This is a genomic window from Bradyrhizobium sp. AZCC 1577 (assembly GCF_036924575.1).
In the GTDB taxonomy this organism is placed as follows: Bacteria; Pseudomonadota; Alphaproteobacteria; order Rhizobiales; family Xanthobacteraceae; genus Bradyrhizobium.
Window position 1 is genome coordinate 3,018,709 of record NZ_JAZHRQ010000001.1, and the last position, 24,998, is coordinate 3,043,706.

The 24,998-nt window shown below is 63.1% G+C and carries 22 protein-coding genes and 2 pseudogenes; 12 read left to right on the plus strand and 12 right to left on the minus strand.

Annotated elements, in window-relative coordinates; all coding sequences use genetic code 11:
- The first annotated feature begins 120 nt into the window (after positions 1-120).
- Entirely contained in the window at positions 121-972 is an 852-nt protein-coding gene (locus V1278_RS13990; protein WP_334381145.1) for an alpha/beta hydrolase, read from the plus strand.
- A 48-nt stretch (positions 973-1,020) separates the two neighbouring features.
- Here V1278_RS13990 and V1278_RS13995 read toward each other — a convergent pair whose 3' ends face one another.
- Positions 1,021-2,541 carry a mannitol dehydrogenase family protein gene (locus V1278_RS13995; RefSeq protein ID WP_334381146.1) on the minus strand — a complete coding sequence of 507 codons (1,521 nt, stop codon included), beginning with the start codon at positions 2,539-2,541 and terminating at the stop codon, positions 1,021-1,023.
- 122 nt (positions 2,542-2,663) lie between these two features.
- On the opposite strand from V1278_RS13995, the gene V1278_RS14000 reads away from it, so the two are divergent.
- From V1278_RS14000 to uxuA, 6 genes and pseudogenes are all read left to right on the plus strand, one after another.
- The gene (locus V1278_RS14000; RefSeq protein ID WP_334381147.1) at positions 2,664-3,401 is read left to right on the plus strand and encodes a FadR/GntR family transcriptional regulator; all 738 of its coding nucleotides are present in this window, start codon (positions 2,664-2,666) and stop codon (positions 3,399-3,401) included.
- A gap of 84 nt (positions 3,402-3,485) precedes the next feature.
- Positions 3,486-4,463, plus strand: coding sequence for a sialic acid TRAP transporter substrate-binding protein SiaP (locus V1278_RS14005; protein WP_334364072.1), 978 nt, complete (start codon positions 3,486-3,488; stop codon positions 4,461-4,463).
- A gap of 84 nt (positions 4,464-4,547) precedes the next feature.
- Positions 4,548-5,126, plus strand: coding sequence for a TRAP transporter small permease (locus V1278_RS14010; RefSeq protein WP_334364071.1), 579 nt, complete (start codon positions 4,548-4,550; stop codon positions 5,124-5,126).
- A gap of 4 nt (positions 5,127-5,130) precedes the next feature.
- Positions 5,131-6,537 carry a TRAP transporter large permease gene (locus V1278_RS14015; RefSeq protein WP_028347458.1) on the plus strand — a complete coding sequence of 469 codons (1,407 nt, stop codon included), beginning with the start codon at positions 5,131-5,133 and terminating at the stop codon, positions 6,535-6,537.
- Positions 6,534-7,582, plus strand: a pseudogene (locus V1278_RS14020) (L-idonate 5-dehydrogenase). Before V1278_RS14015 ends, V1278_RS14020 begins: the two are co-directional and overlap by 4 nt.
- 31 nt (positions 7,583-7,613) lie before the next feature.
- Positions 7,614-8,804, plus strand: a complete 1,191-nt coding sequence (uxuA, locus tag V1278_RS14025) for a mannonate dehydratase (RefSeq protein ID WP_334384171.1) — start codon at positions 7,614-7,616, stop codon at positions 8,802-8,804.
- Between the two features lie 88 nt (positions 8,805-8,892).
- On the opposite strand, the gene V1278_RS14030 is transcribed toward uxuA, so the two are convergent.
- From V1278_RS14030 to V1278_RS14060, 7 genes are all read right to left on the minus strand, one after another.
- Positions 8,893-9,972, minus strand: coding sequence for an ABC transporter ATP-binding protein (locus V1278_RS14030; protein WP_334381148.1), 1,080 nt, complete (start codon positions 9,970-9,972; stop codon positions 8,893-8,895).
- Positions 9,969-10,949, minus strand: a complete 981-nt coding sequence (locus V1278_RS14035; protein WP_334381149.1) for an ABC transporter ATP-binding protein — start codon at positions 10,947-10,949, stop codon at positions 9,969-9,971. Before V1278_RS14035 ends, V1278_RS14030 begins: the two co-directional genes overlap by 4 nt.
- Positions 10,949-12,520 carry an ABC transporter substrate-binding protein gene (locus tag V1278_RS14040; RefSeq protein WP_334381150.1) on the minus strand — a complete coding sequence of 524 codons (1,572 nt, stop codon included), beginning with the start codon at positions 12,518-12,520 and terminating at the stop codon, positions 10,949-10,951. The genes V1278_RS14035 and V1278_RS14040 overlap by 1 nt, the downstream gene beginning before the upstream one ends.
- Before the next feature lie 15 nt (positions 12,521-12,535).
- Positions 12,536-14,104 carry an ABC transporter substrate-binding protein gene (locus V1278_RS14045; protein ID WP_334381151.1) on the minus strand — a complete coding sequence of 523 codons (1,569 nt, stop codon included), beginning with the start codon at positions 14,102-14,104 and terminating at the stop codon, positions 12,536-12,538.
- Complete coding sequence (locus V1278_RS14050) at positions 14,101-14,988, minus strand: ABC transporter permease (protein WP_334381153.1); 888 nt, start codon at positions 14,986-14,988, stop codon at positions 14,101-14,103. Before V1278_RS14050 ends, V1278_RS14045 begins: the two co-directional genes overlap by 4 nt.
- Positions 14,985-15,923 (minus strand): ABC transporter permease, encoded by a 939-nt coding sequence (locus V1278_RS14055; protein WP_334381154.1) that lies wholly within the window; start codon positions 15,921-15,923, stop codon positions 14,985-14,987. Before V1278_RS14055 ends, V1278_RS14050 begins: the two co-directional genes overlap by 4 nt.
- 349 nt (positions 15,924-16,272) lie before the next feature.
- Entirely contained in the window at positions 16,273-16,527 is a 255-nt protein-coding gene (locus V1278_RS14060; protein ID WP_334364064.1) for a hypothetical protein, read from the minus strand.
- Between the two features lie 371 nt (positions 16,528-16,898).
- Between V1278_RS14060 and V1278_RS14065 the strand changes: the two are divergent.
- Positions 16,899-18,146: pseudogene (locus tag V1278_RS14065) on the plus strand (SulP family inorganic anion transporter); the annotation flags it as partial.
- A gap of 17 nt (positions 18,147-18,163) precedes the next feature.
- Here the strand turns inward: V1278_RS14065 and V1278_RS14070 are convergent.
- The 4 genes from V1278_RS14070 to V1278_RS14085 all read right to left on the minus strand — a co-directional run bounded on the left by V1278_RS14070 (position 18,164) and on the right by V1278_RS14085 (position 21,749).
- Positions 18,164-18,748, minus strand: coding sequence for a DUF2889 domain-containing protein (locus V1278_RS14070; protein WP_334381155.1), 585 nt, complete (start codon positions 18,746-18,748; stop codon positions 18,164-18,166).
- A 26-nt stretch (positions 18,749-18,774) separates the two neighbouring features.
- Positions 18,775-19,752 carry an NADPH:quinone oxidoreductase family protein gene (locus V1278_RS14075; protein ID WP_334381156.1) on the minus strand — a complete coding sequence of 326 codons (978 nt, stop codon included), beginning with the start codon at positions 19,750-19,752 and terminating at the stop codon, positions 18,775-18,777.
- 84 nt (positions 19,753-19,836) lie between these two features.
- Complete coding sequence (locus V1278_RS14080) at positions 19,837-20,910, minus strand: LLM class flavin-dependent oxidoreductase (RefSeq protein WP_334381157.1); 1,074 nt, start codon at positions 20,908-20,910, stop codon at positions 19,837-19,839.
- Between the two features lie 80 nt (positions 20,911-20,990).
- Positions 20,991-21,749 carry a FadR/GntR family transcriptional regulator gene (locus V1278_RS14085; protein WP_334381158.1) on the minus strand — a complete coding sequence of 253 codons (759 nt, stop codon included), beginning with the start codon at positions 21,747-21,749 and terminating at the stop codon, positions 20,991-20,993.
- Between the two features lie 153 nt (positions 21,750-21,902).
- Between V1278_RS14085 and V1278_RS14090 the strand changes: the two genes are divergently transcribed.
- The 4 genes from V1278_RS14090 to V1278_RS14105 are packed head-to-tail and all read left to right on the plus strand — an operon-like array spanning position 21,903 to position 24,998.
- Positions 21,903-22,730 (plus strand): ABC transporter substrate-binding protein, encoded by an 828-nt coding sequence (locus V1278_RS14090; RefSeq protein ID WP_334381159.1) that lies wholly within the window; start codon positions 21,903-21,905, stop codon positions 22,728-22,730.
- Positions 22,727-23,266, plus strand: coding sequence for an extracellular solute-binding protein (locus tag V1278_RS14095; RefSeq protein ID WP_334381161.1), 540 nt, complete (start codon positions 22,727-22,729; stop codon positions 23,264-23,266). Before V1278_RS14090 ends, V1278_RS14095 begins: the two co-directional genes overlap by 4 nt.
- Positions 23,263-24,162 carry a carbohydrate ABC transporter permease gene (locus V1278_RS14100; RefSeq protein ID WP_334381162.1) on the plus strand — a complete coding sequence of 300 codons (900 nt, stop codon included), beginning with the start codon at positions 23,263-23,265 and terminating at the stop codon, positions 24,160-24,162. The genes V1278_RS14095 and V1278_RS14100 overlap by 4 nt, the downstream gene beginning before the upstream one ends.
- 8 nt (positions 24,163-24,170) lie before the next feature.
- Positions 24,171-24,998 carry a carbohydrate ABC transporter permease gene (locus tag V1278_RS14105; protein WP_334381163.1) on the plus strand — a complete coding sequence of 276 codons (828 nt, stop codon included), beginning with the start codon at positions 24,171-24,173 and terminating at the stop codon, positions 24,996-24,998.

The following is a 24,998-nucleotide window of genomic DNA, read 5'->3' on the forward strand; positions in this document are numbered from 1 at the left end:
CAATTATTTCAAGCTTGAAATTTATGGGGCGGAAGATGCGCTTCCTAGTATAGACTGGTTGCCTGCGGGCATCGATCGGACATCGGCCCGGCCCACAAGATCGAATGGAAGCCGAACCGCGTGATTTTTCATCAGATTTCCGACTGGAACGACGCCTATGCGAATGCTCCGAACATTCCGGGCGGCGAACGCTGGCCGGCGGCGTGGGTGCAGCCCGCACAGGCCTATCGCGACGCACTTCAAGACAGCGGCCGCGCGATGCTCGACGTCGGCTATGGCGAGCGCGCACGAAACCGCTTCGATCTCTTTGAACCGGAGGGCCGGCCAAAGGGCCTGGTCGTCTTCGTCCATGGCGGATTCTGGAAGGCGCTCGACAAGAGCTTTTGGTCGCATCTCGCGCGTGGATCGGTTGAAAGCGGCTATGCGGTGGCGATGCCCTCTTACACGCTATGCCCGGCCGTGCGCATCTGCGAGATCACGCGCGAGATTGCCGCGGCCGTCGAGCGCGCTGCCGCGATGGTCGAAGGTCCGCTTTTTCTGGCGGGCCATTCCGCCGGCGGGCATCTGGTGACACGCATGATCTCGGCGACGTCGCCGCTCCCGGACGATGTCAGGGCTCGCATCAGCCACACCGTCTCCATTTCCGGCGTTCATGACCTTCGTCCGCTGATGAAGGCCGCCATGAACACGGACCTTCGGATCGACGAGGCCGAGGCGCTCGTGGAAAGCCCCGCATTGCTGGAGCCGATGCCGAGTGCGCGCCTAACATGCTGGGTAGGCAGCGCCGAGCGCCCGGAATTCGTCCGCCAGAACGCGCTCCTCGCCAACATCTGGACCGGGCTGGGTGCGAAAACCTGCGTGATCGAAGAACCCGGCCGGCATCATTTCGATGTCATCGATGGGCTCGCCGATCCCTGTCACCAACTCACCAGGGCCTTGTTGTCGCCGCAGCCTGCTGAATTTGTGAAATGAACGGCGGTCGCGGTGTGGCCTTGCCATCCGGTGGCTCTGACCTGCCAATCATGCTGCTTGAAACGTCTGTACGGCCTGACGTGCACCGAGTGCGTAAAGTTTTGCGAGCGCCCCGGTGACGGCGCTGCGCATGCGGGGATCGTTCCCGAGCGTGCCGAAGATGGAGCTTACCTCCAACAGCGCGGGAGCAAGCCGCTCTGCGACCGGACCGGCACGCTCGGCGATATCAGCCAACTCTCGCGCGAGGGGATCGCGCACGTCGATGGCGCGGCCTCGCTCGTCGGTGCCGGTGACGTAACGCATCCAGCCGGCCACCGCGAGCGCGTGGGTATCGATCGGCAGCCCCAGCCGCAGCCGGTCCTGCATGGTCGCGAGCAGCCGTTGCGGCAGCTTCTGCGATCCGTCCATCGCAATCTGCCAGGTGCGGTGATGCAGGGCGGGATTGGAGAAGCGCTGCAGCAGCGATGCGCTATAGGCTGCCAGATCAGTTCCTGCAGGCATCGCCAGCGTCGGCGCGGCGTCTTGCATCACCTGTCGGACAAACGCCACAAAGCGATGGTCGGCCATGGTTGCGGCGATGGTCTCAAAGCCTGCGAGATATCCGAGATAGGCGAGCGCCGAGTGGCTGGCATTGAGCAGCCGCAGCTTCATATGTTCGAACGGCGTTACATCCGAGACCAGTTGCACGCCCGCAGCCGCAAAGTCCGGCCGTCCGGCCGGAAAACGGTCTTCAACGATCCATTGCGTGAACGGTTCTGTGATAATGGGCCATGCGTCGATCATGCCGAGCGCTGAAGAAATCTCCGCCCGGTCGAGCTCCGTGGTCTCCGGCACGATCCGGTCCACCATGGTCGAAGGGAAGGCCACCTCGGCTTCAATCCATTTCGCGAGATTGCGCGATCGCAAGGCGGCGAACTGCGTCACGATCCGTTCAACTGTTTGGCCATTGGCGGAGAGATTGTCACAGGAAAGAACAGTGAAGGGGGCTTCGCCCGCGATCCGCCTGCGCGCGAGCGCGGCCACCAGGTATCCGATGGCCGAACGCGGCGTGCCCGGATTCTGCAGGTCATGAACGATATCGGGATGACGCTCGTCCAAATCGCCGGTCTGCGGCGTATGGCAATAGCCCTTCTCGGTAACCGTCAGCGAGACGATACGCGTGGCCGGGTTGGCCAGGCGCGCGATCAACTGGTCGGGTTTCTCGGTGGCGACGTCGACAGCGAGCACCGAGCCGATGATGCGGTGATCGATGCCCGCGCCGGAGCGAACGGCCAGCGTGTAAAGGCCGTCCTGCGGGGCGAGGGCATCGCGTGTCGCCGGGCTGCGCAAGCTGGCTCCGATGATTCCCCAATCCATAGCGCCGCCTGCCAGGAGGTCGTCGATCACCACGGCCTGGTGGGCCCGGTGGAACGCGCCAATTCCGAGATGAACGATGCCTGGTGAGATCAGCGAGCGGTCATATGCCGGTTGCCGGATGTGGCCGGGAAGCCGAGGAAGGTTGGCGTTCGAAAGGCGGAAATTGCCGTCTTTCGGGCTGAAAACCGGGATTTTCGCCGTGTCGCTTGACATGGAAGGCTCGATCTATCAATCTTTGGTCAATTGGTAAGGCCAATGTCCCGATTTATTGGCCTTATCCCGACCAAGCAAGAAAAATTCGATTCACTTCGGGGGATCGTCAGGGAGAGCCGAGCGTGCCGCTCGAAGCCGTGGAAGCACGACGCCTTTATCGCCAGGTTGCCGATCAGCTTCGCGCCTTGATCGACAGCGGCGAATACCGCGTGGGCAGCCGGCTTCCGACCGAACGCGATCTTGCCGAACAGTTGAAAGTGTCGCGGCCGACGGTGCGCGAAGCCCTGATTGCTCTGGAAGTCGAGGGCAGGGTTCGGATTCGCGTCGGCTCCGGAATATATGTCAGTGAGCCGGCGGCGCTCGCATCGCCTTTGCCATTGGCGGCCGAGATCGAAGGTCCATTCGAACTCTTGCGCGCCCGCGAATTCCTCGAAGGCGCGATCGCCGAACAGGCGGCGCGGGTGGCGACAGCCGAAGATATCGCGCGCATCGACGCTTCGCTGGAGGCGATGGCCACCGTGCAGCATCCCGGCGAAGCCTCGATGATCCATGACCGCGCGTTTCATGTCGCGGTCGCCGGCTGTCTCGACAACGCTGTGCTGGTCCGCGTGGTAGGCGAGCTGTTCGACCAGCGGCTCAATCCGTATTTCGCCAAGCTCGCGCATTATTTCGAAAATCCGGAATCCTGGAATGCGGCGCTGGCCGAGCACCGCGCGATCCGCGATGCCATCGCCGCGCACGATTCCGATGCTGCCCGCGTGGCGATGCGCGAGCACTTGGCGCGTTCGCAGGCCCGCTTTGCGCAAAATTTCGGAGCGGAAGCTTCGTCCGCCTCGCGCATCCGCTCAAGCAGCGGCTGAACAACGAGAATTCGAACGGTTCGGCGAGAGAATGTCGGTCCGGTTGGGTAACAAAAGCAAATTGTAACGACGGAGGAAATTCACGTGTTGAAAAAATTGACGATTGCATTCGCGGCGTCTGCTGCGGCGCTGCTGGCCGCGACCACATCAGGCCTGGCACAGACCAAGCTGAAGTGGGCCCATGTTTACGAAACCTCGGAGCCGTTCCACACCGCGTCGGTCTGGGCCGCGGGCGAGATCAACAAGCGGACCAACGGGCGCTACCAGATCGATGTCTATCCGGCTTCGCAGCTCGGCAAGGAAACCGACATCAACCAGGGGCTTGCGCTTGGCTCCGTCGACATCATCATTTCCGGCTCGAGCTTTGCGGCCAAGAGCTTTCCCCCGATCGGCGTGACTTATTATCCCTACACCTTCCGCGATGCCGATCATCTCCTGGCCTACACCAAGAGCGACGTCTTCAAGGAACTCGCCAAGGGCTACGAGGACAAGAGCGGCCATCACATCGTGGCGGTGACCTATTACGGCGTGCGTCACACCTCTTCGAACAAGCCGATCAAGGCCTGCGCCGACATGAAGGGCCTCAAGATGCGTGTGCCTGACGTGCCGGCCTATCTCGCAATGCCGCGCGCCTGCGGCGCCAACACCGCGCCGATCGCCTTTGCCGAGGTCTATCTCGCCCTGCAGAACGGCACCGTGGAAGCCCAGGAAAATCCGCTCACCACGATCGAGGCCAAGAAGTTCTACGAGGTGCAGAAGCACATCGTGCTGACTGGTCACATTGTCGATCACCTCAATACGGTTGTTGCCGGCGCGCTCTGGAAGAAGCTCTCGGAAGAAGACCGCAAAATCTTCACCGACGTCGCCCAGGAAGCGGCGGCAAAGGCTACGGCGGAGATCAAGGCCAACGAGGCCAAGTTGGTCGACTTCTTCAAGCAGAAGGGGCTGACGGTCACCGAGGTCAACAAGGACGAGTTCCGCGACACCGTGATCAAGACCACGAAGTTCGAGACCTTCGACTACCGCAAGTCCGACTGGGATCGCATCCAAGCGGTGAAGTAAACGCCTAGGCCTTCGTCCGTGCTTGCCGCGATTTCGGCGGCAGGCACGGCGGAAGCCTCGAATACGCCAGCTCGGGGAGGGCGCTTGTCGATGGTTGAAGTGCACAAGCAGATCACGGCGGACGAGATCGCCCATACCTTCGAGGACGAGGTCCCCAAGGGCGCCGATCTCGGCCAATACGCCGCCGAGGACTGGCTGGCGCTCGCGATCTTCTGGATCATGGCGCTGTCCGTGTTTCTGCAATTCTTCACCCGCTACGTGCTCAACGACAGTTACGCCTGGACCGAGGAGATCGCGACCTATTGCCTGATCGGCGTGGTCTTTATCGGCTCGGCGATGTGCGTGCGACTGTCGCGGCACATCCAGGTCGATCTGCTGTTTCGTTATCTGCCGCATCTGCCGGCGCGCGCGCTCTCGACGGTCATCGACCTGATCCGGATCGCGTTCTTCGGCTATGCGATCAAGTTGGTCTGGCAGTTCATCCAGATCATCGGCGACGAGCGGATGACCACGATCAAGTTTCAAAAGGGATTTGTGTATTACGCCGTGCTGCTCGGCTTCGTGCTGATGTTCGCGCGCTCGATCCAGATCGCGGTCGAGAACTGGCGGCGTGGTTACTCCATCCTGGAGCGACCCGGCGCATTCGACGGAACGGAAGGCTGACGCCATGCTGCTGCTGCTTGGGGGATTTCTGCTGCTGATGCTGGTCGGCCTGCCGGTCGCGCTTTCGATGGCGGTGTCGTCGCTGGTCTACATTCTCGTCACAGGCATCACGCCGGATGTCACGCTGGCGCAGCGCATGATTGCCGGTGTCGAAAGCTTTCCGCTGCTCGCGGTGCCGTTCTTCATCCTGGCCGGCAATCTCATGAACATCGCGGGCGTGACCGGCCGCATCTACAAATTCGCGGTCGCGCTGGTGGGCTGGATGCGCGGCGGCCTCGGCCACGTCAACATCGTTGGCTCCGTGATCTTTTCCGGCATGTCCGGCACCGCGATTGCGGACGCCGCGGGGCTCGGCACCATCGAGATCAAGGCGATGAAGGATCACGGCTACTCGACCGAGTTCGCGGTCGGCGTGACCGCGGCGTCCGCCACGCTCGGCCCGATCATCCCGCCGTCGCTGCCATTCGTGATCTACGGCATGATGGCGAACGTCTCGATCGGCGCGCTGTTTCTGGGGGGCGTGATTCCGGGCGTGTTCATGACGTTGGCCATGATGGCGACCGTGGCTTATTTCGCCCACAAGAACGGCTGGGGCAGCGATACGCCGTTCTCCTGGCCGCAACTCGGCTCGGCCGCGATCGAAATCCTCATCGTGCTGGCGTTCCCGGTGGTCGTTTGGCTGCTGGTCGTCGCCGGGCTCTCGGTGAACATGGCTGTCGGAATCGGTCTCGTGGCGCTGCTGGCGCTCGACTGGTATTTCGATTTCTCCGCGGTGATGGCGCTGATGGCGCCGGTGATCCTGATCGGCGGCATGACGCTCGGCTGGTTCACGCCGACCGAGGCCGCAGTCGCTGCCGTGATCTGGTCGCTGTTCCTCGGGCTCGTGCGTTACCGCTCGATGACGCTGCAGACCGTTGCCAAGGCGACGTTCGACACCATCGAGACCACGGCATCCGTGCTGTTCATCGTGACCGCGGCGTCGATCTTTGCCTGGCTCTTGACGGTGTCGCAGGCGGCGCAGACGCTGACGGATGCGATGCTCGGCATCACCCAGAACAAGTGGGTGTTCCTGCTGCTGGCGAACATCCTGATCCTGTTCGTCGGCTGCTTCATCGACACCATCGCCGCGATCACCATTCTGGTGCCGATCCTTTTGCCGATCGTGCTGAAGCTTGGCATCGACCCCATTCATTTCGGCCTGATCATGACGCTGAACCTGATGATCGGTCTGTTGCACCCGCCGCTCGGCATGGTGCTGTTCGTGCTGGCCCGCGTGGCGAAATTGTCCGTCGAGCGCACCACCATGGCGATCCTGCCGTGGCTGGTGCCGCTCCTGTTGGCGCTCGTCGCCATCACCTACATCCCGGAGCTGACGCTCTGGCTGCCTAAATACATGGGACTCTCAAAATGACATCGATGGCTTTGGCTGCAACGCTGTTCGGCCCGGAAGATCTGCGTATGATCGAGCGGCCGCTCGATCCGCTTCCCTCCGGCATGGTGCGCATTCGTTTCGGCGCCGGCGGCATCTGTGGCTCGGACATGCATTACTATCGCCATGCCCGCACCGGCGATTTTGTCGTGACCTCGCCGCTGGTGCTCGGCCATGAGATTGCGGGTGAGGTGGTCGAGATCGCAGGCTCGGCGCCCGACGTGAAGGTCGGCGATCGCGTCGCCGTCAACCCGTCGCGCTGGTGCGGCCATTGCAAGCCGTGCCGCGAGAATCGGCCCAATCTCTGCGAAAACATCTTCTTCATGGGATCGGCCTCGAAGACCCCGCATATGCAGGGCGGCTTTGCCTCTTACTTCGACGCCATCCCGGCGCAATGCGTGAAGATTCCGGACCACGTGACCTATCAGGCGGCGGCGCTCGCCGAGCCGCTCGCAGTCTGCCTGCATGCCGTCGCCCGCGCCGGGGACGTGACCGGCAAGCGCGCGGTGCTGTTCGGCGCCGGCCCGATCGGTCTGTTGACCATGCTGGCGGCGCAGCGCGCCGGGATCGCAGAGACAACCGTCGTCGATATCGCGGCGGCGCCGTTGGCGTTCGCCACGAGATTGGGGGCCAATCATGTCGTCGATATCTCCGGCGGCGGAGAGGCCCTGAAAGCGCAGGCTGCCGCGCAGCCGTTCGATGTCGCGTTCGAAGTCTCGGGCACCGCGGCGCGGGCTTGGCCAGCGCGATCAGTGCGGTCAGGCGCGGCGGCGTCGTGGTTCAGGTCGGCAACCTGCCGGGCGGACAGATTCCGGTGCCGGCGAACGCGGTGATGGCCAAGGAGATCGACCTTCGCGGCTCGTTCCGCTTCGGGACGGAATTCTTCACGGCGGTCGAACTGATCGCCGACGGCAGCGTGGACGTGCTTTCGCTGGTGACGGCGCAACGCCCGCTCGCGGTCGCGCCTGATGCGGTGCGGCTCGCGCTCGACCGCTCGCAGAGCGTCAAGGTCGTGCTGACCGCTTGATGGCCGTTCTCACTTCAGGAGCTTCCGCATGATGCTGCAGGGATGGCGGTGGTACGGACCCAACGATCCCGTATCGCTCGACGATATCCGTCAGGCCGGCGCGACCGACGTGGTAACGGCGCTGCATCAGGTTCCGATCGGCGAGGCCTGGACGCGCTCAGCCATTGAGGAGCGGAAGAACCTGATCGAGAACTCGCAACCGGGCCGCTCGCCACTGACCTGGTCGGTGGTGGAATCGATCCCGATTCCTGATGACGTGAAGCGGTTGGGGGGCAAGGCGACGCGCTCGATCGAGGCGTGGATCGCGAGCATGGAGGCGGTCGCTGCCGCCGGTATCAAGATCATCTGCTACAATTTCATGCCGGTCGTGGACTGGTGCCGCACCGATCTCGAATGGGAACTGCCGAACGGCGCCAAGGCGATGCGCTTCGACCAGGACCGTTTCGCGGCGTTCGACCTGCACATCCTGCAGCGGCCGGAAGCGCCTGCTGAATATTCCGAGGCCGCGCAGCGCCGCGCGAAGCAGGTCTATGAAGCGATGACGCAGGCCGATATCGACGTCCTCATCACCAACATTGCCAGCGCGCTGCCGGGATCCACCACCGATCCCCTGACCATTCCGCAATTCCGCGACCGCCTGCAGCAATACCGCGGCATCGATTCCAAAGTGCTGCGTCAGCACTTAAGCGAATTTCTCGCGCGCGTCGCGCCGGTGGCGGAGCAGGTCGGGGTAACGTTGACGCTGCATCCGGACGATCCGCCGCGCCCGCTGTTCGGCCTGCCGCGCATCGCCTCATCGGTGGAGGACTATCAGGCGCTGTTCGACGCGGTGCCATCCAAGGCCAACGGCATCTGCTTCTGCACCGGCTCGCTCGGCGTGCGCCCGGAGAACGATCTGCCCGCGATGGCCAAACGCTTCGCGCCGCGGATCGGCTTTGCCCATCTGCGGGCGACCAAGCGGGAAGCCGACGGCCTGTCGTTCTGCGAGTCCGATCATCTCGATGGCGACGTCGACATGATCGCGGTGTTGAAGGCTTTGCTGGCGGAGAACCGAACGCGCTCGCCGGAAAATCAGATCGTGTTCCGGCCCGATCACGGCCACCGCATGCTCGACGATCTCGCCGCGACCAAGCGCACCAATCCCGGCTACACCGCGATCGGCCGCCTGCGCGGCCTAGCCGAGTTGCGCGGTGCTATCCGCGCCATTGAACACGCCGGCTAGGGCGGGAAGTGCCCCGAGAGGGGCCCCATTCTACTTTGCATGGGGTTGTTTTCGCAATTTTGTGTCTGGGCCCTTACACCACTCTGGCTCAGGCCGATGTCCGTGCCGTCTTCGCCGCCTCGAAGGCCGCCAGCCGTGCGGCGAACTTTCCATTGGCAAGGCCGGCGCGCGCGAGGATGGTCGGGGCGGGCAGCGTCTCGAAAAAATGACAGGCGACGCGATGGCCGGGTGCCGCCTCGCGCAGCTCCGGCTCCTCGGCCGAGCAGCGCGCCTGCGCATGCGGGCAGCGGGTATGGAAGCGGCAGCCGCTCGGCGGCTTGAACGGGCTCGGCACGTCGCCCTGCAGCATCACGCGCTTGGTGCGGAGCGCGGGATCGGGCTTCGGGATCGCCGCCAGTAGCGCCTGGGTATACGGGTGCAACGGCCGGTCGTAGAGCGACTTCTTGTCTGATATCTCGACCAGCTTGCCCAAATACATCACGGCGACGCGGTCGCTGATGTGCTTCACCACGGCAAGATCATGGGCGATGAACAGATAGGAGAGGCCAAAACGCTGCTGCAGATTCTGCAGGAGGTTGACGATCTGCGCCTGGATCGAGACGTCCAGCGCCGACACCGGCTCGTCGCAGACGATCAAATCGGGATTGGCGGCGAGCGCGCGGGCGATGCCGATGCGCTGGCGTTGCCCGCCCGAGAACTGGTGCGGATAGCGGCTGGCATGTTCGGGCAGCAGGCCGACGATGTCCAGCAGCTCACGGCCGCGCGCCTCGCGTGATGCGTCATCGCCAATTTCGTGAACGCGCAGCGGCTCGGCCAGGATTTCGCCGACCGTCATGCGCGGATTGAGCGAGGCGTAGGGATCCTGGAAAATGATCTGCATATGCCGCCGCATCCGGCGCAGCGCATTCTTGTCGAGATCGGCGATTTCCTTGCCCTTGAAGCGTACCGAGCCGGCGGTCGGGTCCATCAAACGCAGGATCAGCCGTCCAGTGGTTGACTTGCCGCAACCGGATTCGCCGACCAGCGCGAGCGTCTCGCCGCGGGCGATCTCGAAGCTGACATCTTCGACGGCGCGCACGAGCCCAATGGTCTTGCGGCGGATCAGCCCGCGGGTGACCGCAAAATGCTTGACCAGGCCGTCGACCTGCAAAACGGGGGCGTCGCTCATGATGTCACCTCGACCGGGGCTTTCCAGCACGCGACCTGGTGACCGGGCGCGATGTCGCGCAGCGGTGGCGGATCAAGCCGGCAGCGCTGGTCCGCAAACGGGCAGCGCGGCGCAAAGCGGCAGCCCGCCGGCTGGTTGTTGGGGCTGGGCACCGTGCCCTCGATGGTGGCGAGCCGCTTGCGGTCGATATCGATGCGCGGAATCGAACCGAGCAGGCCGATGGTGTAAGGATGCTGCGGGTCGGCGAACAGGTCGTTCACGTCGGCGCTCTCGACGATTCGCCCCGCATACATCACCAGCACCTTGTCGGCGACCTCGGCGATGACGCCGAGATCGTGGGTGATGATCAGGATCGCCATGCCGAGCCGCCGCTGCAGGTCGCTCAACAGGTCAAGAATTTGCGCCTGGATGGTGACGTCGAGCGCCGTGGTCGGCTCGTCGGCGATCAGCAGCGCCGGCTCGCAGGAGAGCGCCATCGCGATCATGACTCGCTGCCGCATGCCGCCCGACATGTTGTGCGGAAAGTCGTCGATGCGCTGCGCCGCTGACGGAATCCGCACCAATTCGAGCATCTCGATTGCGCGCGCCCGCGCCGCGCGCGGCGACATCGCGGTATGGGCAAGGATTGCCTCGACGATTTGCTGTCCCACGGTGTGGACCGGATTGAGCGAGGTCATCGGTTCCTGAAAAATCATCGACATCTTGCCGCCGCGCAGCCTGCGCCGCTCGTCGGCTGTGAGCTTTAGCACGTCGCGATTGCCAAACAGCACCGCCTCGGCCTCGACCTTGCCCGGCGGGCTCGGCACCAGGCCCATCACCGACAGCGAGGTCACGCTCTTGCCGCAGCCGGACTCGCCGACAAGGCCGATGGTGCGTCCGCGCGGAACGCTGAAGCTGATGCCGTCGACGGCGCGGAACAGCCCGCGGTCCGTCGCGAAGTGGGTTTTGAGGCCGCGAACCTCGAGAAGATTATCCATCAGAACGAGTAATCCAGACCCTTGTAGAAGGTGTTTTGATAGAGCATGTGCGGCCGCACGTCCTTCAGCTTCTTCGAACTGGTCGTATACATGGCCACGTTCATCACGGGCATCAGCAGATGCTCGTTCGTTACCTTCTCCTGCACGCGCGCGTAGTTGAGCGCACGCTCTGCGTCGGTGAGCGCGGCGCGGCCGGCGCGCAGCCACTCGTCGGTCTCGTCGTCTTTCCAGTTCATGCGGTTGGGCGTCGGGATGTTCTTGGAGTTGAAATAGATGTTCATCAACTCGCCTGCAGACAGATAGGGCACGGTGACGGTCCACAGCTCGAAGTCCTGCTTGCCCATCTCGGCAGGCGCGATCGTGGAGTCGAAACCGACGATCTTCCAGTCGATGCCGATCTTGCGCATGTAGCCTTGAATCGCCTCAGAAACGCGCGGGAAGTAGGTGACCTGCGGGAACAGCACACGGGGTGCGAGCTTCATGCCGTCCTTCTCGCGGATGCCGTCGGCGGCGACTTTCCAGCCGGCCTCGTCCAGAAGCTTCTTGGCGCGTTCGACGTCTTCCTTGATGACGTTTTTGGTCTTCTCGGCGAAATCGAGCGCCTTCGGATCGACGTAGGTGAATGCCGGCTCGGCATTGCCCAGCATGATGCCCTTGACGATCTCGGCGCGGTTGATCGCAATGTTCATGGCCTCGCGCACGCGCTTGTCGGCGACCATAGGGCGGGTGATCTTGTAACCGTAATACATGAGCTGGAAGTTGGGCTTGGCTTCCTGAACGGTCAGATTAGGCGCGGCCTTGACCTGCTCGATGAATTGCAGCGGGACCTGATGGGTGAGGTCGAACTGTCCGCCCATGATGGCGGCGACGCGGCTGGCGTCCTCCGGCACGATCTTGATGCTGAGTTTCTCGAACTTCACCGGGCCCTTGTTTTGGTACATTGAGGGGCCCCATTTGTAGGCGTCGTGGCGCTTCAGCACGATTTCCGTGCGCGGCTGCCAGCTCTCGAAACACCAGGGACCGGTGCCGTCGATTCCCTTGATGCCGTAGTCCTTGCCGAGCGTCTCCACGCTCTCCTGATTGTGGATCGCATTGGTGTACATGGTGAGCTGCAGCAGCAGTTCGGAGTAGGGCTCGTTGAGCTCATATTCGACAGTATAGGGATCGGGCGCGCGCACTTCCTTGATGTCGCCGGCGCGCCAGGCATAGGGCGCTTTGGTTTCCGGATCCTTCAATCGCTTGAACGTGTAGACGACATCGGCGGCGGTGAACTTCTTGCCGCTGCAGAACGTCACGTCATCGCGCAGCTTGAAGACGTAGGTCTTGCCGTCCTCGCTGATCGTCCACGATTTCGCGAGGTAGGGGATCGTCGTCTTGCCGTCCCAGTCGAGCGCCACCAGCGTATCCTGGAACATGTTGACGATATCCGACGTCGGCGACCAGGTGGTGCGCTGGCCGTCGTAGTGCGGCGCATCCAGTGACTTCATCACCCGCAAGGTCTGCGCCTCGGCCGTCGAGCACATTCCGGCCACGCCCAGCAGCGCCACAGCGCCTGTCAAAATGCTGCGCATCGTGTTCCCTCCCTGTTATTTCTGGCGCGACACGTCCAAGCCCTTATAGAAAGTGTTCTGGTAGAGCATGTGCGGCCTGGCATCGGTGATCTTCTTGTTGGCCACCTGATACATGTTGATATTGAGCACCGGCATCCAGAGGTGCTCGCGCATCACCTTGTGCTGCACCAGCGCGTAGTATTTGGCCCGGTCGGTGTCCGTCAGCGCCGAGCGGCCATGCTTCAGCCATTCATCGGTCTCGGCGTCTTTCCAGTTCATCCGGTTGGGCGTCGGGATGTTCCTGGAATCGAAGTAGATGTTCATTAGATCGCCGGCCGACAGATAAGGCACCGTCACCGACCAGATTTCGTAGTCCTGCTCCGCCATCTTCGCGGATGCAATGGTCGAATCCCAGGGCTGCAGCTGCCACTGTATGCCGATGCGGCGCAGGTAGCCCTGGATCGCCTCGGCAATGCGCGGCGTGTTGCCGGCCTGGGTGAAGTAGACCTTCGGTTGCAGCTTGACGCCGTCCTTCTCGCGGACGCCATCGCTGCCGATTTTCCAGCCGGCCTCATCGAGCAGCGCCTTGGCGCGCTCGATATCCTCTTTCACGATGCCCTTGGTGGTGGGGTCGTGATCGAGCGCGTCCGGATCGACAATGGTGAAGGCCGGTTCGGCGTTGCCGAGCAGCACGCCCTTGGCGATCTCGACGCGGTTGATGGCGATGCTCATCGCTTCGCGCACCCGTCGGTCTTCCACCATGGGCCGCGTCGTCTTGAAGCCGAAATAGAGCAATTGGAAATTCGGCTTCGCTTCCGTCACGTTCAGCATCGGTGCAGACTTGGCTTGGGCGATGAACTGCGGCGGGAATTGATTGGTGATGTCGAACTGCCCGGCCATCATCGCCGCCACGCGGCTGGACTCCTCGGGCATGATCTTGACGCTGAGCTTCTCGAACTTCACCGGCCCCTTGTTCTTGTACATCGAGGGGCCCCATCGATAGACGTCATGGCGCTTGAGCACAATTTCGGTGCGCGGCTGCCAGCTCTCAAAACACCAGGGGCCGGTGCCGTCGGCGCCCTTGATGCCGTAATCCTTGCCGAGTGCTTCCACGCTCTCCTTGTTGTGGATCACGTTGGTGAACATGGTGAGCTGCAGCAGCAGCTCGGAAAAGGGCTCTTTGAGATCGTACTCGACGGTGTAGGGATCGGTCGCGCGCAATTCCTTGATGTCGCCGGCCCGCCACGCGTAAGGGGCCTTGATCGCGGGATCCTTCAAGCGCTTGAAGCTGTAGACGACATCCTCGGCGGTAAACTTCTTGCCGCTGCAGAACGACACGTCGTCGCGCAGCTTGAACGTATAGGTCCGGCCGTCCTCGCTGATCGTCCATGATTTGGCGAGATAGGGGATCGGCGTGCGGCCGTCCCAGTCGAGCGCGACCAGCGTGTCCTGGAACATGTTGACGATGTCGGAGGTCGGGGTCCAGGTGGTGCGTTGCGCATCGTAATGCGGCGCGTCGATCCCTTTCATCAGTTGGAGCGTCTGGGCCGTCGCCGGGCCGGTGACGCATAGTGCCAAGGACATTCCCAGTACGAACCTGATCATGTCTGCAGCCTCGGATCGAGGACGTCGCGGAATGCGTCGCCCAGAAGGTTGGCGGCCAGCACGATCACGAAGATGGCACAGCTCGGGATCGTCGCGATATGCGGCGCCATGAACAGGAAGTCGCGGCCCTGCGCTGCCATCATGCCGAGCTCGGCGGTCGGCGGCTGCGCGCCCATGCCGAGGAAGCCGAGCGCGGCGCCGATCAGGATGATCTGGCCGAAGCGCAGCGTCAGGAACACGAAGATCGTTGATATGCAATTCAGCGTCAGATAGCGCCAGATCAATTCACGGTCACAGACGCCGACGGCGCGGCCGGCCTCCATGAATTCCTGGCCCATCACGCCGATCGCCGCGCCGCGTGCAACGCGGGCGACATCGGGTACCGTGGCAACCACGAGCGCGATCACCACGGCGGTCAGCCCGGCGCCGAAGATCGCGGCCACTGCCAGTCCGATCAGGATCGCAGGGAAGGCGAGCATCACGTCGACCAGCCGCATGATCCAGCCATCCAGCCGCCGGTAGTAGGCGGCGAGGATGCCGAGAACACCGCCGATGAAGCCGCCGACGATCACGCCGACCAGCCCGAGCATCAGCGTGTTGCGCGTGCCGTAAAGGACTCGGCTGAAAATGTCGCGCCCGGTATTGTCGGTGCCGAACCAGTGCGCGGCGTCGGGAGGCAGCATCACCTTGGTGAGGTCGGTGAAGTAGGGATCGTAGGGCGCGATCCAGGGCGCAAACAGCGCCGCCAGCACGATAGCCGCGAGCGCCAGCCCGGCGAGTGCAGCGACGCGGTCGCGCGCCAGCCGGCGCAACACCCCGGCGCGAGCGAATACGCCGGTTTCGCGCTCCAGGACAAAGCCTTGCTCGAGAGCCTCGACGCTCATCTGCGCTGCACCCTGGGATCGAGATAGACGTAGAGCACATCGACCAAGAGGTTGATCGTCAGGAAGGCGATGGCGAGGATCATGATCGCGCCCTGCGCCGTCGGAAAATCGCTGGAGACGATGGCGCCGACGGCAAGCCGGCCGACGCCGGGCCATGAGAACATGGTTTCCGTGACCACGGCGCCGCCGAGCAGGAACGCCGCTTGCAGCCCGATCAGGGTGACGACGGGGATCATGGCGTTGCGCAGCGCGTGATGAATGATCACCACCCGCTCACGCAATCCCTTGGCGCGCGCCGTGCGGACGAAATCGGCGCCGAGCACTTCGAGCACGGCGGTGCGCGTCAGCCGCGCGATCGGGCCGATCAGCACCGCGCCGAGCGTCAGAGCGGGCAGGATCAGGCTCGGCAATCCGCCGTCCCATACCGGGCCGGTACGACCGGTGAAGGGCAACAGCGCCCATTTGAACCCAACGAACTGGATCAGGATCAGGCCGATAAAGAACACCGGCATCGACACGCCGGCGACCGAGCAGGCCATGATGATGCGATCGGTGAGGCGGCCGCGATGGACTGCCGCCAGCGTCCCGAGCGCGAGCCCGGCCGGCACGGCGATCAGCATCGCACCGAGCATCAGCTCGATCGTCGGCCCGATCGTCATCGCCAGTTCCTCGCTCACCATTCGGTTGGAAATGATGGAGCGGCCGAGATCTCCGCGCAGCACACGCAGGATGTATTCGAAGAATTGAACGGGGATCGATCTGTCGAGACCGAGTTCCTGTCGGATCGCAGCGATGGTCTCAGCCTTGGCATCGGGCCCGGCAATGATCATCGCGGGATCTGCCGGAACAACCTGCAGCAGGCAAAAGCAGAGGAAGAGAACCCCGAGCAAAGCGGGAAACGAAATCAGCAGGCGATGGACAATCTGTTGTCCCATGCGACGCCAACGGACGGTTGGGCCAAAAGGAACTCACGCGCCCAGGCCGACGCTATTGTCTCTCCCTTGGCAGCCGCACTTCGTCCGACGTGCGCGGCATTTGATTATCGGGGAATAGTGACATGCGTCCGACGCAGCGTCACGCTCAATCTGACAATTCGTTTCGGGCTGCGTCCTTTTGCGTCGGCGCGACGACTTCTTGCGATGCGAAAAATCCGTGTCACGGGATTTTCGCTGACGCGCCGGCCGTGCTTGGCATCGCGCCCATCTCGACGCTGAGCGAAATCGGTGTGAATGCGTCCAGTGGTGAATAAACGGCGGTCACACGCGCAGGGATTCACAACGCGATCTACTGCACGACGTTTCCGATGTGCTTGCTGGACGCACGGCCAGATGAACGTTCGAACTCATGAGAGCCGTCCATCAGGTGCATTACCTCGATGCAATCGGCGTTCAGGCGGTCGTTGTCGACCAGCCGCCCCGCAAGCACCTTCGCCTGAGAGGGATCGTCGGACTGTACATCGACCCAGCGCTGGAGGCACTTGAAGCTGTGACCGTCGGAATTCAAGAGATCTTTGTAGAAGGAGACGCGGTAATTGCTCATCTTGGCACTCCCCGTCGATCCGGCATCTAGGCGCTAGCTTATACTCTCAGGCGTGGACGTCGGCCAGCCGCTTGCCAGCCCGCGAAGTCGATTTAATCTAACGCGCTGTTCGAGATGCCCGGCTATGCACCCTGTAGCTGTCCATCTAGTCAAAAGCTACCGGAAGGATCGAGGTGGCGACGGCGCTTGAACCGAGTGCCGGTGGACTCCTATCCCACGGCCGGCAGCCGGCCGGGGCTACGCAATGGCCCGGCGTCATGCTCGGTCTCGTCCGGGCGAAAATGGCTTTGGGCTCCGTATTCGAGCCGGTGGCCGCCTGGTGTGTGTTCCATTATATATAGTTCTCGAATCCACCCCGGCTCCGCCCCTAAATGCCCGACGGTACCGCCACCGCCCATCATTACCGACCCAAGCTCGTCACCGTTCTGTCGGAGGGCTATGGTATTGCCAGCTTTCGGAAGGACATGCTGGCGGCGCTTACGGTCGCGATTGTCGCTCTTCCGCTCTCGATGGCGATTGCCGTCGCCTCGGGCGTATCGCCCGAGCGGGGATTATACGCCGCCGTCATCGGCGGCTTTTTAGTATCGGCGCTCGGCGGCAGCCGTTACCAGATCGGCGGCCCCGCCGGCGCGTTCATCGTCCTGGTATCGGCGACCGTGACGCGGTTCGGTCTAGAAGGGCTGCTGCTGACGGTTTTCATCTCCGGCTTCATGCTGACGTTGATCGGCCTTTTGCGGCTCGGTGCCCTGATCCGTTATATCCCCCATGCGGTGACCGTCGGCTTCACCTGCGGCATCGCGGTCACGATCTTTGCCAGCCAGCTTCGCGATCTCGGCGGCCTGAAGCTTCCGACTGCCGAACCCGGGCCGCTGTTGCCAAAGCTTGCGATGCTCGGCCAGTCCTTGCCGACCATCTCGCCGGCCGCGGTCGCGATCGGCATCGGCTCGGCAGCCCTGATCTTCCTGCTGCGGCGACTTTCGCCGAATGTGCCGGGAATGCTGATCGCGGTCGTGCTGGCCGCAGTCGCCGCCTGGCTGTTCCATCTGCCGGTGGAGACGATCGGCAGCCGTTTCGGCCAGCTTCCAGACGGTCTGCCGGGACCGCGTCTGCCGGCGATCTCTTATGCGACCGTGCTCGAGGTATTGCCGGCGGCGCTATCCTTCACGTTGCTCGGGGCGGTCGAAAGCCTGCTATCCGCAAAGGTTGCCGATGGCATGACGGGGCGCAAGCACCGCTACAACATGGAGGTCGTGGCGCAAGGCATCGCCAACGTCGCCTCGGCTCTGTTCGGCGGCATCAGCGTCACCGGCACGATCGCCCGTACCGCGACCAACATCCGTGCGGGGGCGTGCAGCCCGGTCTCCGGCATGACCCATGCGCTCTTCGTACTGGTGTTCATGGTGGCCGCAGCTCCGCTCGCAAGCTTTGTCCCGTTGTCGGCGCTGGCGGGCGTGCTGGTCGTTGTCTGCTGGAATATGGCGGAGAAGGAGGAGTTCCTTCGCCTGCTTCGCAACTGGCGCAGCGCGGCGGTGCTGATCGCAACCTTCGGCCTGACGCTGATCGAAGACCTGACGGTCGGGATCATCGCCGGCTGCGCCTTGGCCGCGGCGTTTGCGATCTACGATCGCGTCCGCGCCTAATCCGTTGCCGCCGGCTTGGTCGCGAACTGCGGAAACATCGCCGCGACGACAGGGCCGTCGGTGCGCCAGGAGTGGCAGCCGCCGATGAAGAATGGGCGCTTGCCGGAGTTCTGCCGGTTCTCCAGCGTGTCGCGGCCTTCCGGATTCTTGCCGTAGGACATGGTCTGATACAGCGTGGTCACGGCGGGGCCCAGCAGTTCCGCCAGATGCGTGCAGGTTTCCAGCCGGCTGATCTTGCGCCGCACCGTTTCGCGCCAGCCGGGGCCGATGCGCTCGCCGATCAGGCGCTGCAAGATCGGCTCGACCTCGAGACAGGTCGGATAGGGCGTGGCGCGCATCATCGCTTCTGCCTCGCGGATGGTCATGTCCTCGTCGATCGCGAGCCGCAGGCCAATATCGTGCACGGGATCGCCCGGCTTCAGTTCGCCGCGGAAACGATCGGCGCGCTGGACGAAGGGTTTTGTGTCGCGCAGCCAGGCCTCGACTTCCCAGAGCCCGTCGTTCCGCAGAAAGCCTTCGCATTCGACCGATCGCGTGTGCATCAGGCGACGCGATGGCTTGCCGTTTTCCAGAGACATCATTCCGTATCCTGCTTCGATGCGTCGCTTCAGCCGAATTTCACGATCATTTTGCCGAGCGCCGATCGCGACTGCATGGTCTTGAACGCCTCGCGGAAATTCTCGAACGGCACGATCTTGCCGACCACGGGCCACAATTTTCCCGATGCCAGCCAGTCGAACAACTGCGCCATCAGGCGGGCGTGAGTTTCCGGCTCGCGCTTCTGGATCTGGGCGAGGTCGACGCCGAGCAGCGCGCCGCCCTTGAGCAGCGGCAGGTTGAACGCCAGCGCTGGAATGGTGCCGGAGGCGAATCCGACGACGAGGTGCCGCCCGCGCCAGGCGATCGAGCGGAACGCCTGCAGCGATACTTCGCCGCCGACGGGATCGAAAATGACATCCGGCCCATGCCCGCCGGTCAGTTCCTTCAGCGCCTCCCGCCAATCCGCGAGGGTGTAGTCGATGGTGTGATCGGCGCCGTGACGAACCGCGAAGTCGCGCTTTTCCGGCGTTGAGGCCGCGGCGATCACCCGCGCGCCCATCAGTCTGCCGATCTGGACGGCCGCGATGCCGACGCCGCCGGCCGCGCCCAGCACCAGCAATATCTCGCCTTCGCGCAGCGACGCGCGGGCATCCAACGCGTAGAGCCCGGTCAGATAGTTGGCTTGAAACGACGCGCCAGCCTCGAACGGAACTTGCGGCGGCAGGTGCTGGAGCGCCGCAGACGGCACCGAGATATATTCGGCGAGCGCGCCGGAACGGGCCATGCCGATCACCGGCATGCCCGGCTTGAACGCGCCGATATTGTCGGCGACGGCATCAACCGTTCCGGCAAATTCCGTTCCCGGCACGAACGGCAGCGGGTCCTTGGTCTGATAAAGGCCCTGCACCTTCAAGCCATCGACGAAGCCGACTGCCGCGGCGCCGATCCTGACGCGGACTTCGCCCGCGGCGAGGCCGGGCGTATCGATCTCCTTGATCGAGATACCGTCGATCGAATTGTAGTTCTCGACAACGACCGCCTTCATGCAAATTCTTTCATGGGTTTTCTCTTCATGTCCCAAGACCTTGCGCCGGTGTCTTGAGGTGCCTGCGGATACTCGAGGTGAACTCTATTCGGCTGCTTCGGCCTGCCGGTCGATCGCCAGCGCCCCTTGCTTGATGAGTGGAATCAAGTCGCGGCCGATCGCCATCGTGTCGTGCGGATTCTCGAAACCGCGCAGCAGGAAGGAGTGAATGCCGAGGCGGTAATATTCCAGCACCGCCGCCGCGATCTGCTCGGGCGTTCCGACCAGGCATGATGTATTGCCGGGCGCGCCGGTGGCACGCGCAATCCCCATCCACAACCGCTCGTCATGGACGTCGCCACGCGCGGCGTAGCTGAGCAGGCGTTCGGCGGAAAGGTTGGTCGGCTGCGGCGCGGCACCGGTCTTGCGCTCGACATCCTCCAGCAGCGCGTTCGCCTTGTCCCACGCCGCGCCTTCGCTGTCCGCCATGATCGGCCGCAGCGACATGTTGAAGCCGACGCTGCGCCCAAAGGCGGCTGCTCGGCGGCGGAAATCCTGCACCCGTTCCCGCGTTTCTTTCAGCGGCTCGCCGAAGATCGCGAACACGTCGCAATGTTTGGCGCCCATCTCCAGCGCACCCCCCGACGAGCCGCCGAAAAACAGCGGAGGGAAGGGCTGCTGGTAGGGCTTGATATCGGAGAAACCGCCCTCGACGCGGTAGAACTCGCCCCTGTGATCGATCGGGCTGTCGCTGGTCCAGAGTTTTTGCATCACCTCCAGATATTCGCCGGCGCGGCGATAGCGGTCATTCTTGGGCAGGAAGTCGCCTTCGCTCGCCTGATCCGCATCGCTGGTGCCGGCGATGATATGCAGCGCCACCCGGCCCTGCGTGAGCTGGTCGAAGGTTGCGACCTGCCGCGCGGCCAGGGCGGGGGCCACCGAGCCCGGCCGGTGTGCGATCAGGAACTTGATCCGCTCGGTGTGGTCGGCTGCATAGAGCGCAATCGCAAAGCCTTCGGCGGCGGAGGCGTAATAGCCGACAAGGACGGAATCATAGTTCCACTGCTCATGCAGGCGAGTGAAGTCGATCACCCATTGGCGGGAAATCTGTCCCTTGATCAGGTGAACCGCGACGCCCTCCTGCTGGGTGCCGATCATTCCGATGATTCTTGCGGGCATGGACGTTTCCCCGGTCGCTGATGTTTGACCGGAATGAAACGCGCAAGGCCAAGGGAAAGCAAGCGTTTAGGACCGTTCCGTTACGCGTCGTGTTCACGGCTGACATCCGCTGCCGCCAGCGCTTCGCCATGCCGGCGTGACAGCGCCGAGGTAATGTTGCGCTCGGTCAGGTCCATCAGGCGATGCATCGCACGCCGCGCGCCGTCGGGATTGCGCGCCCAGATCTCGTCGAGGATGACGCGGTGATAGGGCAGGCTTTTGCGCGGCGCGCCCGGGTTCAGCGTCGAGAGATCGAACGACATCCGCAGCGCCGCCTCGACGGTGGCGCCGAAGGCGACCAGAAAGTCGTTGCCGGTCGCCGTCAGGATGCCGCGATGGAAGCGTAGATCAGGTTCGGAATAGGCGCGGCTGTCCATCCCGGCGGCGTCCATCTCGCGATAGGCCCGTTCGATCCGGGCGAGGTCGGCGTCCGAGCCGCGCTCGGCACAGATTGCGCAAGCCTCCGGTTCGACGATCCGGCGCACCTGTGTGAGCTGGCGGGCGAACTCTTCCGTCGGACGCAGCGCCCATGTCCATTCCAGAAGCTCTGCATCCAGCATGTTCCAGTTGATCCGCTCGCGGACATGGGTGCCGGCCTTCTGCCGCGCTGCAATCAAGCCCTTTGCCTTGAGGATGGACAGCGATTCCCGGATCGAGGTGCGGCTGACGCTGAATTGCGACGCGAGCTCGATCTCGCGCGGCAGCGTGCTTCCCTCCTGCCACGTGCCGGAGACGATGAGCTTGGCGATTTCCCGCGCGACGTGGGTGTTGGACTGACGGAGTTCGACGTCCCTGGGCAATCGTGGACCCTCAAGCTTTGAAAAATATTGTCTGCTTTATTGCGATGCGATGTCAATTCATACCGTAAAAATAGTGTACGCGCGAGAAGCCTTCTTTTGACAGTACATTTTATGTCGGTCATATTGTCCAAAAAGACCGTCAGGGAGGGTGCCATGACCAAGAAGAATTCGAGCCATAAATCCGCGGGCTTCAACCGCCGAGCGCTGCTTCAGGCCGGCGCCGCCACCCTCGGCGCGGCCGCATTTCCGCTGCCGGCCATTGCACAAACAAAACCGTTTGCCGGCGTCACGCTGCGCGGCGCGTCCTTTCAGCACCGCTTTTTCACGCTGCTGCAGAACTACATCCCGGAGTTCGAGGCGCAGACCGGCATGAAGGTTGATCTGCAACTCTCGGCGTTTCCAGTCTACAACCAGCAGGCCAATCTCGAATTGTCATCGGGCGGCTCGGCGTTCGATTTCGTCAACGTCACCTTCATCCTGGCCGCGCGCTGGGTGGCGGCCGGCTTGCTCGCCAATCTCGACGAATTCACCACTGATCCAAATCTGACGCCGGCGGAATGGAATCCGAAGGATTTCGTCGAGGGCGCGCAGGTGCCGTACCGCGACGCCAAGGGCGCCACCTACGGCTATTCCTGGGAAGGCGGGGCTATGGTGATGGGCCTGTCGCGCATGGACCTGATGGAGAAAAAGGGCCTCAAGGTTCCGAAGACCTTTGCCGAATTGCAGCAGGTCTGCGCCGAGATCAACGGCACCGAGAACGTCAACGGCATCGTCAGCTTCCAGCTCCATCACTGGTGCCTGCCGCCCTATATCCAGGGTTTTGGCGGCAACATCTTCCGCAAGCCGCCTGCCGACATCATGCCGACGCTGAACTCGCCGGAGGCGATCAAGGCCATTGAATATTACGCGAACCTTCTGAAGAACTACGCGCCGAAGGGCGTACTCACCTATACGAGGATCAGGCGCGGCAATCCCACATGACCGGCCGCTCCAACATCTTCATTCATTCCAGCGCCTGGATTACACCGATCCTGCTCTCGAACGACAGCAAGGTGAAAGACACCTCCCGCGTCGTCAGGATGCCCGCCGGGCCTGTGCACGACTACCCGGCCGCCAACAGCCAGGGCCTCGGCATTCCCAAGAACGCCAAGAACAAGAAAGCGGCGTGGGAATTCATCAAATGGGCGCTCAGCCCCGAAATCTCGATGCGGCTGGTCAAGGAGCACGGCCATTCCTCGGTCTGCCGCAGATCCGTGATCGAGAGTGAGGAATACCGCAAGCTGAACACGGTCAACGGCCAGGACCTCGGCGCGCTCTATCTCGAAGTGCTGGGGCTGCCGGCCAAGGGCGAGAACTACATGGCCTATCGCACGGTGAAGGAGTTCCCGATCGTTGGCGATGTCCTCAACAAGGCGTTCGAACAGGTAGCTACCGGGCAGCTCGCAGCCCAAGCTGCGATGAACGCAGCGCAGGAGCAGGCGGTCGCCAATCTCCGCCGCGCAGGGACCGCGCTTTGAGCGGAGAAGGACTGGTCGACGCCGAGCGCCGCCGCTTCAACGCCATCGCGCTGGCGCCGAGCCTGATCGTGTTGTTCGTGATCGCAGGCTTGCCTGCGATCTATCTTGTCGTGACCAGCCTGACGCCGTTCCAACTGGTCAATCCGGGATCGTCGACCGATTTCTCTTCGCCCTTGCGGAACTATCGCCTGCTCCCCGGCGACCCGCGCTTCGTCAATTCGCTATGGGTGCAGGCCAAGCTGTCGCTCTGGGGCGTGCTGTTGCAGGTCCTGTTCGGCATGCTGTTGGCGCTATTGCTGCACACGCAGTCGCGCGTCGTGGAATTCGCCCGCACCCTGTTCCTGATTCCGATGGTGCTGCCGCCGATCGTCGTGGCGATCATCTGGAAGCTGATTTACACGCCCGACATCAGCCCGCTTTATTACGCCGCAGGCCTGCTTAACGTGACCATGCCGTCGCTGACTTCGAGCGTCGATTTCGCGCTGACCGCTATCATCATCGCCGACACCTGGGAATGGATGCCCTTCACCTTCCTGATGGTATTGGCCGCGCTGCAGACCATTCCGGAGGAATTTTCCGAAGCCGCCCTGGTCGACGGCGCCAACCGGCTGCAGATATTCTTCTACATCACGTTGCCCTTCATCACGCCGATCCTGGTCATATCGGGCATGTTTCGCCTGATCGATAGCGTCAAGGCATTTCCGCTGGTGTTCCTCTTGACCGGCGGCGGGCCGGGCAGCGTCACCGAGGTGACCAACTATTATGCCTATCTGCTCGCATTCGACTTCAACGAAATCGGCTATTCCAGTTCGGTCACGATCGTGATGCTGCTGCTCGTCGTCGCGGTCAGCCTCGGTGTGGTGTGGATGGGCCGCCGCCGCGAGGCCATGGCATGAGTGGGGGCATGAGTGGTCCAGTCCGCCGTTCGGCCAGCCCGCGCCGGCTCGTTGCGATCGGCGTGACGCTCATCATGCTGCTGTCGCCGTTCCTCTGGCTCTTGCAGATGAGCTTCAAGTCCAACGACCTGATCCTGCAGTTTCCGCCACCCTTGATCTTCACGCCGACGCTGCAAAATTATGCGTCGCTCTGGCAAGGCGCGTTCGCGGCCTCCTTTGTCAACAGCCTGATGAGTGCGTCATTCTCCACGGCGCTGGCGCTCATTCTCGGAGTGCCCGCGGCCTATGCGTTGTCGCGCTGGGCGGGGCGGGGAAAGCACGCGCTGAGCTTTGCCATCCTGGTAACGCGGATGGCGCCGCCGATCGCGTTCACGATTCCGTTCTTTCTGTTCTATCGCTGGATCGGGCTGCTCGACACCGTCACCGGGCTGGTGCTGGTCTACACCAGTTTCAACCTGCCGCTGGTGATCTGGATGATGCAGCCGTTTTTTGAAACCGTGCCGTCGTCGCTGGAAGAGGCGGCGCTGGTCGACGGCGCGTCGACCCGGGTCGTCTTCCTCCAGATCGTGCTGCCGATGGTCGCGCCCGGCATCGCCGCCACCGCGATCCTGTGCTTCCTCTACGCCTGGAACGACTTCTTCTTTGCGCTGATCCTGACGCGGACCAACGCGCGCACCGCGCCGGTCGCCGTGGTCAACTTCATGAACTACGAGGGATGGGAGTGGGGCAAGATCGCCGCGGGCGGCTCGCTGGTGATGGCGCCGGTCCTGATTTTCTCGCTCGCCGTGCGCCGCTATCTGGTCAGCGGGCTGATGGCGGGCGCCGTGAAAGGATGA

What these genes read in the sequence shown, in the direction of transcription:
- V1278_RS13995 (WP_334381146.1), bottom strand. Translation starts at nt 2,541, where the DNA reads ATGTCAAGCGACACGGCGAAAATCCCGGTTTTCAGCCCGAAAGACGGC.
- V1278_RS14015 (WP_028347458.1), top strand. Translation starts at nt 5,131, where the DNA reads ATGCTGCTGCTGCTTGGGGGATTTCTGCTGCTGATGCTGGTCGGCCTG.
- uxuA (WP_334384171.1), top strand. Translation starts at nt 7,614, where the DNA reads ATGCTGCAGGGATGGCGGTGGTACGGACCCAACGATCCCGTATCGCTC.
- V1278_RS14030 (WP_334381148.1), bottom strand. Translation starts at nt 9,972, where the DNA reads ATGAGCGACGCCCCCGTTTTGCAGGTCGACGGCCTGGTCAAGCATTTT.
- V1278_RS14035 (WP_334381149.1), bottom strand. Translation starts at nt 10,949, where the DNA reads ATGGATAATCTTCTCGAGGTTCGCGGCCTCAAAACCCACTTCGCGACG.
- V1278_RS14040 (WP_334381150.1), bottom strand. Translation starts at nt 12,520, where the DNA reads ATGCGCAGCATTTTGACAGGCGCTGTGGCGCTGCTGGGCGTGGCCGGA.
- V1278_RS14045 (WP_334381151.1), bottom strand. Translation starts at nt 14,104, where the DNA reads ATGATCAGGTTCGTACTGGGAATGTCCTTGGCACTATGCGTCACCGGC.
- V1278_RS14050 (WP_334381153.1), bottom strand. Translation starts at nt 14,988, where the DNA reads ATGAGCGTCGAGGCTCTCGAGCAAGGCTTTGTCCTGGAGCGCGAAACC.
- V1278_RS14055 (WP_334381154.1), bottom strand. Translation starts at nt 15,923, where the DNA reads ATGGGACAACAGATTGTCCATCGCCTGCTGATTTCGTTTCCCGCTTTG.
- V1278_RS14060 (WP_334364064.1), bottom strand. Translation starts at nt 16,527, where the DNA reads ATGAGCAATTACCGCGTCTCCTTCTACAAAGATCTCTTGAATTCCGAC.
- V1278_RS14070 (WP_334381155.1), bottom strand. Translation starts at nt 18,748, where the DNA reads ATGATGTCTCTGGAAAACGGCAAGCCATCGCGTCGCCTGATGCACACG.
- V1278_RS14075 (WP_334381156.1), bottom strand. Translation starts at nt 19,752, where the DNA reads ATGAAGGCGGTCGTTGTCGAGAACTACAATTCGATCGACGGTATCTCG.
- V1278_RS14080 (WP_334381157.1), bottom strand. Translation starts at nt 20,910, where the DNA reads ATGCCCGCAAGAATCATCGGAATGATCGGCACCCAGCAGGAGGGCGTC.
- V1278_RS14090 (WP_334381159.1), top strand. Translation starts at nt 21,903, where the DNA reads ATGACCAAGAAGAATTCGAGCCATAAATCCGCGGGCTTCAACCGCCGA.
- V1278_RS14095 (WP_334381161.1), top strand. Translation starts at nt 22,727, where the DNA reads ATGACCGGCCGCTCCAACATCTTCATTCATTCCAGCGCCTGGATTACA.
- V1278_RS14105 (WP_334381163.1), top strand. Translation starts at nt 24,171, where the DNA reads ATGAGTGGTCCAGTCCGCCGTTCGGCCAGCCCGCGCCGGCTCGTTGCG.